The sequence below is a fragment of the Burkholderia sp. MSMB1459WGS genome (assembly GCF_001534535.1).
In the GTDB taxonomy this organism is placed as follows: Bacteria; Pseudomonadota; Gammaproteobacteria; order Burkholderiales; family Burkholderiaceae; genus Burkholderia.
The window spans coordinates 116925-131141 of sequence record NZ_LPMU01000064.1 but is presented as its reverse complement, the minus strand read 5'-3'; the positions used below and the strand labels follow the sequence as shown (position 1 = coordinate 131141).

Below are 14217 nucleotides of genomic sequence, written 5' to 3'. Positions count from 1 at the left end.
TCGGGAGGGACGCGACCGGCTTGCCGCCGGCAAAACGCGCCAGAAAAGAAATGGCCGCTTGCGCTCGCGCGCAAACGGCCATTATCGCACTGTCGTCAGGCTCCCGCCAAACCCGGCCGAACGGCCGGGGGCGTGCCCGGACAGCTTACTTGCCCGGCTTGACTGCTGCGACTTCCTTGTCAGCCTGCGTACGCGTTGCCTGGATCGCTTGCGGCATGTACTTCTGCATCAGGCCGTTGACCACGTCGCGACCGACCTGATCCTGAACCTGGATGAACTTGCGGCCCGTCGGGCTCTTGTAGAACGTCGTCAGATCCTTGATCTCCGACGTGCTGTAGTACTTCGCGTACGCGTCGTACTGAGCCGACATCGCGTCGCTCTGGAACTGCTGCGTGCCGAACACCTTGCCTGCACCGTCGACCAGCTTCGGCACCGCGTTCTTCTGCAGCGTCGGAACGGCAGCCTGCTTCTGCTTGTCGTTCAGCGTCTTGTTTTCCGACAGCGCGTCCGACAGGATCGCCGGCACGAGCTGCTTGGCCTGCATTTCGGCGCTGTTGCCGATTGCCGACACGAGCTTCGGCGCGTCGATCGCGTCGAGCAGATCCTTGATCGCCGCCTTCTTGTCGGCGTCGATCGGCGCAGCTGCCGCCGGAGCAGCCGGTGCGGAATTCGACAGCGCCTGCGCCATCGCGAACGTCGGCACCAGTGCAGCCAGCAGAACCAGTTGCTTGAATTGCTTTTGCATCATCACTCCCTTTTGGAAATATGAATGGTTGCTCGCCGGCCGCGGCGCTTTTCGCCCGCGGCGGCCAGAGTCTCATCCGTTCTTCAGGCTTCGCCGTCCGACGCCTCGTCGGCCTCGCCCTCTCCCTCTTCGGCCTCCGCGATCTGCTGCAGGCCAGAGAGCTTGGTACCCTCATCGAGACTGATGAGTGTAACACCTTGCGTGGCGCGCCCCATCTCGCGTATCTCGGAAACACGGGTGCGAATCAACACGCCGGCCGTGGTGATCAGCATGATCTGATCCTCGGCGTCGACCAGCGTGGCGGCCACGACCTTGCCGTTGCGCTCGGACGTCTGGATCGCGATCATGCCCTTCGTGCCGCGGCCGTGACGCGTGTATTCGGTGATCGGGGTGCGCTTGCCGTAGCCGTTCTCGGTTGCGGTGAGCACGGTCTGCTCCTCGCTGCCCGCGACCAGCATCGCGATGACCTGCTGCCCGTCCTCGAGCTGCATGCCGCGCACGCCGCGCGCCTCGCGCCCCATCGGGCGCACGTCGTTCTCGTCGAAACGCACGGCCTTGCCGGAATCCGAGAACAGCATCACGTCGTGCGCGCCGTCGGTGATCGACGCACCGATCAGGTAGTCGCCATCGTCGAGGCCGACCGCGATGATGCCCTTCTTCATCGGGCGGCTGAATGCTTCGAGCGGCGTCTTCTTCACGGTGCCGAGCGACGTCGCCATGAAGATGAACTTGTCGGCCGAGAATTCCTTGACCGGCAGCACGACGTTGATCTTCTCGCCTTCCTGCAGCGGGAACATGTTGACGATCGGGCGGCCGCGCGAGTTGCGCGAGCCCTGCGGCACTTCATAGACCTTGACCCAGTACACGCGGCCGCGGTTCGAGAAGCACAGGATGTAGTCGTGCGTGTTCGCGATGAAGAGCGTCTCGATCCAGTCGTCTTCCTTCATCTGCGTCGCCTGCTTGCCGCGGCCGCCGCGCTTCTGCGCGCGGTACTCGGACAGCGGTTGCGACTTCACGTAGCCCGCATGCGACATCGTGACGACCATGTCCTGCGGCGTGATCAGATCCTCGGTGTTCAGCTCGGTCGCGTTCAGCTCGATCTTCGAGCGGCGCGCGTCGCCGAATTCGGCCTTCACCGACGTCAGCTCCTCGCCGATCATCGTCGTGATCCGCTCGGGGCGCGCGAGGATGTCCAGCAGGTCGGCGATCTGCGCCATCACTTCGCGGTACTCGCCGATGATCTTGTCTTGCTCGAGGCCGGTCAGGCGCTGCAGACGCATCTGCAGGATTTCCTGCGCCTGCGTGTCGGAGAGGCGGTACAGCCCGTCGGTCTGCATCCCGAACGCCGGGTTCAGGCCTTCCGGACGGTACGCGGAACGGCCGCCGGCCGCCGCGTTCTCGCTCTCGGCGCGCGTCAGCATCTCGCGCACGAGCGACGAATCCCACGGCTTCGCCATCAGTTCCTGCTTCGCGATCGGCGGCGTCGGCGCGGCCTTGATGATCGCGATGAACTCGTCGATGTTCGCGAGCGCGACCGCGAGACCTTCGAGCACGTGGCCGCGCTCGCGGGCCTTGCGCAGTTCGTAGATCGTGCGGCGCGTCAGCACTTCGCGTCGATGCGACAGGAAGCACTGCAGGATTTCCTTCAGGTTCAGCAGCTTCGGCTGGCCGTCGACGAGCGCGACCATGTTCATGCCGAACGTGTCCTGAAGCTGCGTCGCCTTGTACAGGTTGTTCAGCACCACTTCCGGCACTTCGCCGCGCTTGAGCTCGATCACGACGCGCATGCCGCTCTTGTCGGACTCGTCGCGGATGTCGGAAATGCCTTCGAGCTTCTTCTCGTTGACGAGCTCGGCGATCCGCTCGAGCAGCGAGCGCTTGTTCACCTGGTACGGCAGCTCGTCGACGATGATCGCCATCCGCTGGCCGCGGTCGATCTCCTCGAAGTGCGTGGCCGCGCGCATCACGACACGGCCGCGCCCGGTGCGGTAGCCGTCGCGCACGCCGGCGACGCCGTAGATGATGCCGGCCGTCGGGAAGTCCGGCGCCGGGATGATCTCGATCAGCTCGTCGATCGTCGCCTCCGGATTGCCGAGCAGATGCTGGCACGCGTCGACGACTTCGTTCAGGTTGTGCGGCGGGATGTTGGTCGCCATGCCGACCGCGATGCCCGACGAGCCGTTGATCAGCAGGTTCGGAATACGCGACGGCAGGACCGACGGCTGCGTTTCGTTGCCGTCGTAGTTCGGCTCGAAATCGACCGTTTCCTTGTCGATGTCGGCGAGCAGTTCGTGACCGATCTTCGCCATGCGAATTTCGGTGTAACGCATCGCCGCGGCATTGTCGCCGTCGATCGAGCCGAAGTTGCCCTGCCCGTCGATCAGCATGTAGCGCAGCGAGAAGTCCTGCGCCATCCGCACGATCGTGTCGTAGACCGCGGTATCGCCGTGAGGGTGATATTTACCGATCACGTCACCGACGATACGCGCCGATTTCTTGTACGCGCGGTTCCAGTCGTTGTTCAGTTCGTGCATCGCGAACAATACGCGCCGGTGCACGGGCTTCAGGCCATCGCGGACATCCGGAAGGGCACGTCCGACGATCACGCTCATCGCGTAATCGAGATACGAACGGCGCATTTCCTCCTCGAGGGAGGTGGGCAGGGTCTCTTTGGCGAATTGATCCATGTATCCGTATCGTTTCGGAGCGAAGACGGCGAACGCCTTTCGCGTGGGCGCTGCATGCGCAACGCAACGCGAGATTCTAACATGCGCCCATCAGCCGCCAATCCGCTCCCCCTCTATATGTAAACAGCAAAAATCGCGGCGGCGGCGAATCGGCCGAAATCGCGCGCGACTCGAGACGTCGCATACGATCCCATCCGCCGTGTTTCACGCGCGCGAGTAAACGATGGCAGGCATTCGTACGATTTCCCGGCCACGCTCTTGACAATCTCTAAAAGTTACGGCAGGCCGGTGTTGCGCATGCACCACAAAGTTGAAGCGATCTTGGGGTGGGGAGGATTTTTTTTCGTAGGAAGGGAACGATATGGCAAAATGCCAACGCACTGAAAGTTAGACGCTGCTCGAAGTCTACACAGAGCGGTGCCGCGTTTTTTGTGCCGCACCAATGTTATACTTCGAGCAATGTATGACTTGTCACCGTCAACAGGCTCGCAGTAAACCTGCGGTAATCTCAATTTCGAGAGGAGAAATATGAATAAACTTTCAAAGCTCGCGTTCATTGCAGCTACCGCAGTTATGGCTGCATCCGCTTCGGCACAGTCGGTGCCGGCGTCGCGTCAAGCCGTCAATGACAACTGGGTGAACGGCACGGGCGAATGGGTGTGGATGAACGGCACGAACGAGCTCTGCTGGCGCGATGCGTTCTGGACGCCGGCCACCGCCAACGCGAAGTGCGATGGCGCACTGGTCGCCCAGGCACCGCAGCCGCCGGTCGCTCCGGTCGCTCCGGCCATCACGAGCCAGAAGATCACGTATCAAGCTGACGCACTGTTCGACTTCGACAAGGCAACGCTCAAGCCGCTGGGCAAGCAGAAGCTGGACGAACTGGCATCGAAGATCCAGGGCATGAACACGGAAGTGGTCGTCGCAACGGGCTACACGGACCGCATCGGTTCGGACAAGTACAACGACCGTCTGTCGCTGCGCCGTGCGCAAGCCGTGAAGTCGTACCTGGTCAGCAAGGGTGTGCCGGCCAACAAGATCTACACGGAAGGCAAGGGCAAGCGCAACCCGGTCACGACCGGCTGCAACCAGAAGAACCGCAAGCAACTCATCGCCTGCCTCGCACCGGACCGCCGCGTGGAAGTCGAAGTGGTCGGTACGCAAGAAGTGCAGAAGACGACCGTTCCGGCGCAGTAAGCCGCGGTTTTCGACTGCTTCAAAGCCCCGCTCCGGCGGGGCTTTTTCATTGATGCCCGTCCAGGCGCTCGCTGGCCTCGTCGTCCGCCCGCTTATATACTCGGGGCTGACGCACCGATGCATCGCCCTCCTCTCGTAGCCCGTTTGCCGACATGACCAACGCCGATCCGCACGAACTCCAGAAATTCAGCGACCTCGCCCACCGATGGTGGGATCCGAATGCCGAATTCAAGCCGCTGCACGACCTGAACCCGGTGCGGCTCGGCTGGATCGACGCGCATGCGCACCTCGCCGGCAAGCGCGCGCTCGACATCGGCTGCGGCGGCGGCATCCTGTCCGAATCGATGGCCGGGCTCGGCGCCCAGGTGAAAGGCATCGATCTGTCGACCGAAGCGCTCGGCGTTGCCGACCTGCACAGCCTCGAAAGCGGCATTTCGGTCGATTACGAGGCGATCGCCGCCGAAGCGATCGCCGCGCGCGAACCGGGCACCTACGACGTCGTCACATGCATGGAGATGCTCGAGCACGTGCCGTCACCCGGCGATATCGTGGCCGCGTGCGCGACGCTCGTGAAACCGGGCGGCTGGGTGTTCTTCTCGACGCTGAACCGCAACCTGAAGTCCTATCTGTTCGCGGTGATCGGCGCGGAATACATCGCACAAATGCTGCCGAAGGGTACGCACGATTACGCGCGCTTCATCCGCCCGTCGGAACTGGCCGGCTTCGTGCGCGCGACGGATCTGCACATCGTCGAGATCAAGGGCATCACGTATCACCCGATCGGCAAGCGCTTCGCGCTGTCGAACGACACCGACATCAACTACCTCGTCGCATGCCGACGCGGCGCATGACCTTTCGACCGGCATGACGACTCCCCTTTCGACTGCGCGGATCGCTGACGAACCGCGCTTGCTGCACTGCGATGCGGTCCTGTTCGATCTGGACGGCACGCTCGCCGACACGGCGCCCGATCTCGCGGCAGCCGTCAACAAGATGCAGCGCGAGCGCGGCCTACCCGAAACGTCACTCGACGTGTTGCGGCCGCTGGCCTCGGCCGGCGCGCGCGGCCTGCTCGGCGGCGCGTTCGGCATCGATCCGCACACGCCCGGCTACGAAGCGATGCGCGACGAGTTCCTGGCCAACTACGCAACCGATCTCTGCGTGCATACGACGCTGTTCCCTGGCATCGGCGACGTGCTCGACGAACTCGATGCGCGCGGCGTGCGCTGGGGCATCGTCACGAACAAGGCGATGCGGCTCACGGCGCCGCTCGTCGAGCTGCTCGGTCTCGCGCCGCGCGCCGCGTGCGTCGTCGGGGGCGACACAACGCCGCACTCGAAGCCGCATCCGGCCCCGCTGCTACATGCGGCCGACCAGTTGGCGCTCGCGCCTGCGCGCATCGTCTACGTCGGCGACGACCTGCGCGACATTCAGGCCGGCAGCGCCGCCGGCATGGCCACAGTGGCAGCTGCGTACGGCTATTGCGGCGACGGCGTCGCGCCCGTCGACTGGCAGGCCCAGCACCTCGTCGACACGACGCAGGAACTGCGGGACCTGCTGCGCGATGTTGGGCTATAATGTTTGATCTTATCCGCGGGGGCGACCTGGTTTCGACAGGGGTTGTGAAGCGGCTAGGGCATGTCGAGGACCCGTCACCTCGTTAATCAATGGGAAAATCGTAACTGCAAACGACGATACGTTCGCACTGGCAGCCTAAGGGCCGCCGTCCTCTGCCTAGTTCACTGACGGGCTAGTGTCGCAAGACCGGTAGCAATACCGCCAGAGGTCATTTACGTCAGTTAAGCCCTGTCGGCGTCGCGACGCCAGGGTCGAAAATCCAGCGAATCGCCGTAGTGCAGCGTGTTCGTCCGCGTCGCTGCGGTTAAATCAAAAGACTGGACTAAACATGTAGAACTAGTCGTGGAGCGCTTCTGGACGCGGGTTCGATTCCCGCCGCCTCCACCAAATTCCGCGCTCGTCGCACGAACCCCGCATGACGGAAGTCTGCGGGGTTTTTTGTTTCCGGCGTCCGACTCCCTCCGAAAAAGCGCCCAGCCACGGATGGGCCGGGCGGAATGCCGCCGATGTCCGGCGGCAGGAGGTGACGGATGTTCTGCCGCGCCCGCGCGATCGTCGCTGCGCCGGGCGGTGACCGGCCCGATGGTTCGGGCGTCGGGCGCAGCGCCGCGCCCGCACCTGCCCATACCGGGCGATACGCGGCTCAACTGCCGCGATACAGCGACTTCATTTCTTCCGCGCTGGCCGGGCGCACGCCCATTGCGCGCGAACCCGACGCCGATGCACCCTGTGCCTGCGCACCGTAGCCGCTGGCGTCGGCGCCTTGAGCTTGTGCCAGCGCGCTGCGCTGCTGCTCAGCGATACGGGCCGTGGCGGCCTGGATCGCTTCCGGATAGTGCGGATCTTCGCCGCGGGCTGAGTTGTAACCGGCCTGCTGGAGTTGAACCAGTTCGGCGCGCACCTGCGCTCGGGTGATCGTTGAACCCGACTGGGCGAACGAAGCGACCGGAGCAACGAGAGCAGCAGCAACGACAACGGCTTGAACGAGCGACTTCATGATGACCTACCTCCAGATTTGTCTGATTCGGCGGTGAACACCTTGATCAGCGCCGACAAACCGAAGTTTATGTAGGTGGATGCTTAAGAATAAGGCGGGTTTCAGGAAGACATCCTTCCTGATTTGCGGGTTAACCCTAGATTCGCGTCGGAACGGCAATGCGGGTGAATGGCCGCTTCGTCCACCCCGTATCGCGTGAAGGGCCGCAAATGCACGAGCCCCGCGAAGCGGCAGGCTTCGCGGGGCTCGAATAGAGTGGAATCAAGTGGAGCGTCTGCTGCCGTCTGCCAGTTGATCAAACCGCTGTGCCGAAGACAGGCGCGCCTCGCTCGCGCGCACACACGCCGCCTGCCCGTTACCGGGCATCCATCGGGCACTTCAGGTTGCAACCGTTCGGGTCGCCAAGGTCACCCTTGCGGCGCAATGCCGACTTTTTGCCGCTCTGATATTTCTCCGACGGCGCCGACGCCGCGAACGGCATCTGTGGATGTTCGTTCAGGCGGAACTGTTCGCTGAGGATACCGCCGGGCACCCCCGGGGAATTCTGCGCGAACGCAAACGGCGAAGCGACGACCAGCAGCCCCGCGGTCAACGCTGCCGCGGCAAGGGGAACGGAAAATTTCATGGCGGGATGACGCCTGAACGGCGTGCTTGTTGGAACGTTGATCAAGCGGCAAGCGTAGCGCAATTCCCCCACTGTTGCAGCGCGGCTCGATCGCGTCTTCGTTACCGCGAATTGCCATCCGCGCCGCTCGCGTCGTCGCGGCCGGCCAGCCCGGCGGCGATGGGCTCCAGCGCGCCGCACGCGGCCGGATCGTAGCCGTCCAGATGCGCGACACGCTCGACGAAGCGTGCGTCACGCAGCAATGCCAGCACATCGGCGAGCGGCCGCACATCGAGCCGTGCGCGTTCGCATGCGAAGTAATAGTCCTCGTCGACGATCGGGATGAAGTCGAGCCCGAAGTGATGGGCAGCCGGCTCGACGCCGAACCCCAGATCGGCCATTCCGCTCGCGACGAACGCCGCGATCGCCGAATGCGTGAGTTCGGCCGACGCATAGCCGTCGATGCGCTCCGGGTCGATCCCGATCGCGCGCAACGCAAGATCCAGCAACATGCGCGTGCCCGATCCCGGCTGGCGGTTGACGAAGCGGATGTCGTCGCGCGCCAGATCCGCCAGCCCGCGCACCTGCTTCGGGTTGCCGCGCGGGACGAACAGCCCCTGCTGGCGGCGCGTCAGGTGAATCAGCACGTGGCGCGTGTCGTCGAGCCAGGGCCGATAGATTTGCGCGCACTGCGCGCGAAACGCGCCGCGCGGCAAATGGAAGCCCGCGAGATCGCATTCGCCGCGCGCGAGCGCCTGCACGGCCTCGACGCTTTCGCGATACTTGATGTCGACGGCCGCCTGCGCATCGACGAGCGCGGAAACGAGCGTCGCGACCGCGTAACCGTGCGACGCATGAATGCGCACGGCGCCGTCGCGCTGCGCGAGCCGCCGGTTCAGCTCGCTGGCCACCTCGGCCGCCAGCGTGCGCAGGTTTCCGTCGAGGCGGCTGCGTGCCAGACGCTGCGCATCGATGACCGCCTGCCCGAGCGCCGACAACGTCGAACCCTTGCCGCGCGCGGTTTCGATCAATTCCCCGCCGATGCACGATTCCAGCGCGCGCAGCATGCCCCACGCGTGCCGGTACGACAGCCCCTTGGCTTGCGCGGCCTGCGCGATGCTGCCCGTATCGGCCACGAGCTCCAGCAGCGGAGCGACGTCGGACAGACTGGCCGAACGGCCTTCCGTGTCGCGTACGGTCAGATACGCGTCGCATTCGATCCGAATCAATTATGCACCCCGATTTCCTATTGCGACCGCGAAATCTTCCGCTTATCGTTGGTCGAAATCAATCAGAACGAAGTCCCGCTGCGCACTATATGAATTTCGAGCGCATATGAGACTTTGGAGGAGCATAACCGATGTCCCCGAATTCCCCCGCGCCCGACGCGCTCGTCGAGCGCCATGCGAGCGCCGGCCGGTCGCTCGTCGCGATCCTGCACGCGATCCAGGACGAGGCGGGCTACGTGCCGCCGGGCTGCGTCGCGCCGCTCGCAAAGGCGCTGAACCTGTCGCGCGCGGAAGTGCACGGCGTCCTGACCTACTACCACCATTTCCGCACCGCGCCGCCCGCACGCGTCACGATCCAGATGTGCCGCGCCGAAGCGTGCCGCAGCATGGGCTGCGAAACGCTCGCCGCCCACGCGGAAGCCCGCACGGGCTGCCGGTTCGACGCCGCGCACGGCGATGCCGCCGCAGCCCACACACCGGACGACGTCGCGCTCGAATCGGTCTACTGCCTCGGGCTGTGCGCGCAATCGCCGTCGATGACAATCAACGGGGTGCTCCACGCAAAGGTCACGCCGGAGAAGTTCGACGCCCTGCTGGCCGACGCGGTCGCCCACACGCCGGAGGCCGCATGACGACCCGCATCTACGTTCCGCGCGATTCGTCCGCGCTGGCACTCGGCGCCGACGCGCTCGCCGCCGCGATCACGGCCGAAGCCGAACGGCGCGGCGTCGCGGTCGAGGTGATCCGCAACGGTTCTCGCGGGCTGCTGTGGCTCGAACCGCTCGTCGAAGTCGGGACGGCCGCGGGCCGCGTCGGCTATGCGAACCTGTCGGCCGCCGACGTGCCGGCCCTGTTCGACGCCAACTGGCTCGAAGGCGGCACGCATCCGAGCGGCGTCGGCCTCGTCGACGCGCTGCCCTATCTGGCGCGCCAGCAGCGGCTCACGTTCGCGCGCATCGGCCTGACCGATCCGCTGTCGATCGACGACTACCTGCAACACGACGGCCTCGCCGGCCTGAAGAACGCACTGGCGCTCGACGGCGACGCCGCATGCGAAACGCTGATCGAGTCGGGGCTGCGCGGCCGCGGCGGCGCGGCGTTTCCGGCCGGCATCAAGTGGCGTACCGTGCGGCAAGCGCGCGCCACGCAGAAATACATCGTCTGCAACGCGGACGAAGGCGATTCGGGCACGTTCTCCGACCGCCTGCTGATGGAATGCGATCCGTACTGCCTGATCGAAGGGATGATCATCGCGGGCGTCGCCACCGGCGCGACGGTCGGCTACATCTACGTGCGCAGCGAATACCCGCACGCGATCGCCACGCTCGAAGCCGCGATCGGCCGCGCGCGCGAAGCCGGCTGGCTCGGCGAGCACGTGCTCGGCTCCGCGCACGCGTTCGAGCTGCACGTTGCGAAAGGCGCGGGCTCGTACGTATGCGGCGAGGAAACGGCGCTGCTCGAATCGCTCGAGGGCAAGCGCGGAGTCGTGCGCGCGAAGCCGCCGCTGCCCGCGCTCGCGGGCCTGTTCGGCCAGCCGACCGTGATCAACAACGTAATCACGCTCGCGACGGCGCCGGTGATCTTCGCGCGCGGCGCCGCGTTCTATCGCGACTACGGGATGGGCCGCTCGCGCGGCACGCTGCCGTTCCAGCTGGCAGGCAACATCCGTCACGGCGGCCTCGTCGAGCTCGCGTTCGGCGTCACGCTGCGCGAACTGCTGTTCGACTTCGGCGGCGGCACGGCCAGCGGCCGGCCGGCACGCGCCGCACAGGTCGGCGGCCCGCTCGGCACCTACCTGCCCGACCACCAGTGGGACGTGCCGCTCGACTACGAGGCGTACACGGCGATCGGCGCGGTGGTCGGCCACGGCGGCATCGTGCTGCACGACGACACGTCGAATCTCGCCGAGCTGGCCGAATACGCGATGAAGTTCTGCGCGATCGAATCGTGTGGCAAGTGCACGCCGTGCCGGATCGGTTCGACGCGCGGCGTCGAGACGATCGCGCGGATTCGCGACGGCGATACGTCGGAGCGGCAGGTCACGCTGTTGCGCGACCTGTGCGACACGATGCTCGCCGGCTCGCTGTGCGCGATGGGCGGCATGACGCCGTACCCGGTGCTGTCCGCGCTCGACCATTTCCCCGAAGATTTCGGGCTCGCTGCCGGCAAGGATGCCGCGTCGGGCCCGGTCAAGGCTGCGGCCTGACCCAGAAGGAGCCCTGCATGTCCCTCGACACGAACAACGTCCGCCAAGGCGGCTGCGGCTCGGGCCAATGCGCGTGCAAGAGCGCCGCACAGGCGCGCGCCCGCGATCCGTTGGACGATACCGACTACGGCACGCCGCAACGGCATGCCGACACCGACGTCACGCTCGAAATCGATGGCCAGCCGGTCACCGTGCCGGCCGGCACGTCGGTGATGCGCGCGGCGATCGAAGCCGGCATCAACGTCCCGAAGCTCTGCGCGACCGATTCGCTCGAGCCGTTCGGCTCGTGCCGGCTGTGCCTCGTCGAGATCGAGGGCCGGCGCGGCTATCCGGCGTCGTGCACGACACCCGCCGAAGCCGGCATGAAGGTGCGCACGCAGTCGGACCGGCTGCAGTCGCTGCGCCGCAACGTGATGGAGCTGTACATTTCCGACCACCCGCTCGACTGCCTCACCTGCCCGGCCAACGGCGACTGCGAGCTGCAGGACATGGCGGGCGTGGTCGGCCTGCGCGAAGTGCGCTACGGCTTCGACGGCGCGAATCACCTGAAGGGCACGAAGGACGAGTCGAACCCGTACTTTACGTACGACCCGTCGAAATGCATCGTCTGCAACCGCTGCGTGCGCGCGTGCGAGGAAACGCAGGGCACGTTCGCGCTGACGATCGCCGCACGCGGCTTCGAATCGCGCGTCGCCGCGGGCGAAAGCGAATCGTTCATGGCGTCGGAATGCGTGTCGTGCGGCGCATGCGTGGCCGCCTGCCCGACGGCCACGCTGCAGGAAAAATCCGTCGTGCAGCTCGGGCAGGCCGAGCACTCGGTGATCACGACCTGCGCGTACTGCGGCGTCGGCTGCTCGTTCAAGGCCGAGATGAAGGGCACGCAGGTCGTGCGCATGACGCCGCACAAGAACGGTCTCGCGAACGAAGGCCACGCATGCGTGAAGGGACGCTTCGCGTGGGGCTATGCGACGCACAAGGACCGCATCACGAAGCCGATGATCCGCGAGAAGATCACCGATCCGTGGCGCGAAGTGAGCTGGGACGAAGCCCTCACCTACGCGGCGACGCAATTCCGCAAGCTGCAGCAGAAGTACGGCCGCGACTCGATCGGCGGCATCACGTCGTCGCGCTGCACGAACGAGGAAACCTATCTCGTGCAGAAGCTCGTGCGCGCTGCATTCGGCAACAACAACGTCGATACCTGCGCACGCGTGTGCCACTCGCCGACCGGCTATGGCCTCAAGGCGACGCTCGGCGAATCGGCCGGCACGCAGACGTTCGCATCGGTCGGCCAGGCCGACGTGATCGTCGTGATGGGCGCGAACCCGACCGACGGCCACCCGGTGTTCGGCTCGCGGCTGAAGCGGCGCGTGCGCGAAGGCGCGAAGCTGATCGTGATCGACCCGCGCCGCATCGACGTAGTCGACGGCCCGCACGTGAAGGCCACGCACCACCTGCAGTTGCGTCCGGGCACCAACGTCGCGATCGTCAATGCACTGGCGCACGTGATCGTCACCGAAGGGCTGGTGGCCGACGCATTCGTCGCCGAGCGCTGCGAGACGCGCGCGTTCGAGCAATGGCGCGACTTCGTCGCGCAGGCCGACAATTCGCCCGAGGCGACAGCGGACGTGACGGGCGTGCCGGCCGAGCTGGTCCGCGCCGCCGCGCGCCTGTACGCAACGGGCGGCAACGCCGCGATCTATTACGGGCTGGGCGTGACCGAACACGCGCAGGGCTCGACGACGGTGATGGGCATCGCGAACCTCGCGATGGCGACCGGCAACGTCGGCCGCGAAGGCGTCGGCGTCAATCCGCTGCGCGGCCAGAACAACGTGCAGGGTTCGTGCGACATGGGCTCGTTCCCGCACGAACTGCCCGGCTACCGCCACATCGGCGACGAAGTCGTGCGCACGCAGTTCGAGCAGGCGTGGGCGGCCACGCTGCAGCCGGAACCCGGGCTGCGGATCCCGAACATGTTCGACGCCGCGCTCGACGGCAGCTTCAAGGGGCTTTACTGCCAGGGTGAGGACATCGTCCAGTCGGACCCGAACACGCAGCATGTCGCGGCCGCGCTGTCGGCGATGGAATGCATCGTCGTGCAGGACATCTTCCTGAACGAAACCGCGAAATACGCGCACGTGCTGCTGCCGGGCTCGACGTTCCTCGAGAAGGACGGCACGTTCACGAACGCGGAACGCCGGATCTCGCGCGTGCGCAAGGTGATGCCGCCGCTCGCGGGCTACGCGGACTGGGAAGTCACGCTGCTGCTGTCGCAGGCGCTCGGCTACGACATGCACTACACGCATCCGTCGGAAATCATGGACGAGATCGCGCGGCTCACGCCGACCTTCTCGGGCGTGTCGTACGACAAGCTCGACGCACTCGGCAGCATCCAGTGGCCGTGCAACGAACACGCGCCGGAAGGCACGCCGACCATGCACATCGACACGTTCGTGCGCGGCAAGGGCCGGTTCGTGATCACCAAGTTCATTCCGACGCCGGAGAAGGTCACGCAGCGCTATCCGCTGATCCTGACGACGGGCCGCATCCTGTCGCAATACAACGTCGGCGCGCAGACGCGCCGGACCGAAAACGTGCGGTGGCACGAAGAGGATCGCCTCGAGATCCATCCGCACGATGCCGAGGATCGCGGGATCCGCACCGGCGACTGGGTCGGCATCGAATCGCGCGCGGGGCAGACGGTGCTGCGCGCGCTGGTGACGGAGCGCATGCAGCCGGGCGTCGTGTACACCACATTCCACTTTCCCGAATCGGGCGCGAACGTGATCACGACGGACAGCTCCGACTGGGCGACGAACTGCCCCGAATACAAGGTGACTGCCGTGCAGGTGATGCCGGTTGCGCAGCCGTCCGACTGGCAGCGCGCGTATGCGCGCTTCAACTCGGAGCAGCTCGACTTGCTCGAGCGCCGCGCCGCCGCGCCAGCCGCCGTCACAACAGGCAAGTGAGGCCG

The 14217-nt window shown here is 65.7% G+C and carries 11 protein-coding genes and 1 other RNA gene; 7 read left to right on the top strand and 5 right to left on the bottom strand.

Annotation, left to right across the window (positions count from 1 at the left end):
* Positions 1 to 145 precede the first annotated feature (145 nt).
* Entirely contained in the window at positions 146 to 745 is a 600-nt protein-coding gene (locus tag WT97_RS25395) for a DUF2059 domain-containing protein (protein WP_006486966.1), read from the bottom strand.
* 83 nt (positions 746 to 828) lie between these two features.
* Positions 829 to 3432 (bottom strand): DNA gyrase subunit A, encoded by a 2604-nt coding sequence (gene gyrA, locus WT97_RS25390; protein ID WP_059501694.1) that lies wholly within the window; start codon positions 3430 to 3432, stop codon positions 829 to 831.
* Between the two features lie 528 nt (positions 3433 to 3960).
* On the opposite strand from gyrA, the gene ompA reads away from it, so the two are divergent.
* The 4 genes from ompA (at position 3961) to ssrA (ending at position 6594) form a co-directional block, all read left to right on the top strand.
* Positions 3961 to 4629: an outer membrane protein OmpA gene (ompA, locus tag WT97_RS25385; RefSeq protein WP_006400736.1), complete on the top strand. Its 669-nt coding sequence runs from the start codon at positions 3961 to 3963 to the stop codon at positions 4627 to 4629.
* Between the two features lie 152 nt (positions 4630 to 4781).
* Complete coding sequence (ubiG, locus tag WT97_RS25380) at positions 4782 to 5480, top strand: bifunctional 2-polyprenyl-6-hydroxyphenol methylase/3-demethylubiquinol 3-O-methyltransferase UbiG (protein ID WP_059501696.1); 699 nt, start codon at positions 4782 to 4784, stop codon at positions 5478 to 5480.
* Positions 5481 to 5493: 13 nt separating this feature from the next.
* On the top strand, positions 5494 to 6207 hold the full coding sequence (gene gph, locus WT97_RS25375; RefSeq protein WP_059501698.1) for a phosphoglycolate phosphatase: 714 nt from the start codon (positions 5494 to 5496) through the stop codon (positions 6205 to 6207).
* Positions 6208 to 6224: 17 nt separating this feature from the next.
* Positions 6225 to 6594, top strand: a transfer-messenger RNA (tmRNA) gene (gene ssrA, locus WT97_RS25370).
* A gap of 256 nt (positions 6595 to 6850) precedes the next feature.
* Here ssrA and WT97_RS25365 read toward each other — a convergent pair.
* The 3 genes from WT97_RS25365 to WT97_RS25355 all read right to left on the bottom strand — a co-directional run bounded on the left by WT97_RS25365 (position 6851) and on the right by WT97_RS25355 (position 9037).
* The gene (locus WT97_RS25365; protein WP_059791538.1) at positions 6851 to 7204 is read right to left on the bottom strand and encodes a DUF4148 domain-containing protein; all 354 of its coding nucleotides are present in this window, start codon (positions 7202 to 7204) and stop codon (positions 6851 to 6853) included.
* 355 nt (positions 7205 to 7559) lie between these two features.
* Positions 7560 to 7829, bottom strand: coding sequence for a hypothetical protein (locus WT97_RS25360; RefSeq protein WP_059791540.1), 270 nt, complete (start codon positions 7827 to 7829; stop codon positions 7560 to 7562).
* 101 nt (positions 7830 to 7930) lie between these two features.
* Positions 7931 to 9037 carry a substrate-binding domain-containing protein gene (locus tag WT97_RS25355; RefSeq protein WP_060354621.1) on the bottom strand — a complete coding sequence of 369 codons (1107 nt, stop codon included), beginning with the start codon at positions 9035 to 9037 and terminating at the stop codon, positions 7931 to 7933.
* Positions 9038 to 9168: 131 nt separating this feature from the next.
* Between WT97_RS25355 and WT97_RS25350 the strand changes: the two genes are divergently transcribed.
* From WT97_RS25350 to fdhF, 3 genes are read left to right on the top strand one after another with little or no spacing between them, the layout of a single operon-like run.
* Complete coding sequence (locus WT97_RS25350; RefSeq protein WP_059499981.1) at positions 9169 to 9669, top strand: NAD(P)H-dependent oxidoreductase subunit E; 501 nt, start codon at positions 9169 to 9171, stop codon at positions 9667 to 9669.
* Positions 9666 to 11243 carry an NADH-quinone oxidoreductase subunit NuoF gene (locus WT97_RS25345; RefSeq protein WP_060033563.1) on the top strand — a complete coding sequence of 526 codons (1578 nt, stop codon included), beginning with the start codon at positions 9666 to 9668 and terminating at the stop codon, positions 11241 to 11243. Before WT97_RS25350 ends, WT97_RS25345 begins: the two co-directional genes overlap by 4 nt.
* Before the next feature lie 17 nt (positions 11244 to 11260).
* Positions 11261 to 14212 (top strand): formate dehydrogenase subunit alpha, encoded by a 2952-nt coding sequence (gene fdhF, locus WT97_RS25340; RefSeq protein WP_060354620.1) that lies wholly within the window; start codon positions 11261 to 11263, stop codon positions 14210 to 14212.
* Positions 14213 to 14217 lie beyond the last annotated feature (5 nt).

Coding starts and splice junctions, on each gene's coding strand:
- WT97_RS25395 (WP_006486966.1), bottom strand. CDS start 745: ATGCAAAAGCAATTCAAGCAACTGGTTCTGCTGGCTGCACTGGTGCCG.
- gyrA (WP_059501694.1), bottom strand. CDS start 3,432: ATGGATCAATTCGCCAAAGAGACCCTGCCCACCTCCCTCGAGGAGGAA.
- ompA (WP_006400736.1), top strand. CDS start 3,961: ATGAATAAACTTTCAAAGCTCGCGTTCATTGCAGCTACCGCAGTTATG.
- ubiG (WP_059501696.1), top strand. CDS start 4,782: ATGACCAACGCCGATCCGCACGAACTCCAGAAATTCAGCGACCTCGCC.
- gph (WP_059501698.1), top strand. CDS start 5,494: ATGACGACTCCCCTTTCGACTGCGCGGATCGCTGACGAACCGCGCTTG.
- WT97_RS25365 (WP_059791538.1), bottom strand. CDS start 7,204: ATGAAGTCGCTCGTTCAAGCCGTTGTCGTTGCTGCTGCTCTCGTTGCT.
- WT97_RS25360 (WP_059791540.1), bottom strand. CDS start 7,829: ATGAAATTTTCCGTTCCCCTTGCCGCGGCAGCGTTGACCGCGGGGCTG.
- WT97_RS25350 (WP_059499981.1), top strand. CDS start 9,169: ATGTCCCCGAATTCCCCCGCGCCCGACGCGCTCGTCGAGCGCCATGCG.
- WT97_RS25345 (WP_060033563.1), top strand. CDS start 9,666: ATGACGACCCGCATCTACGTTCCGCGCGATTCGTCCGCGCTGGCACTC.
- fdhF (WP_060354620.1), top strand. CDS start 11,261: ATGTCCCTCGACACGAACAACGTCCGCCAAGGCGGCTGCGGCTCGGGC.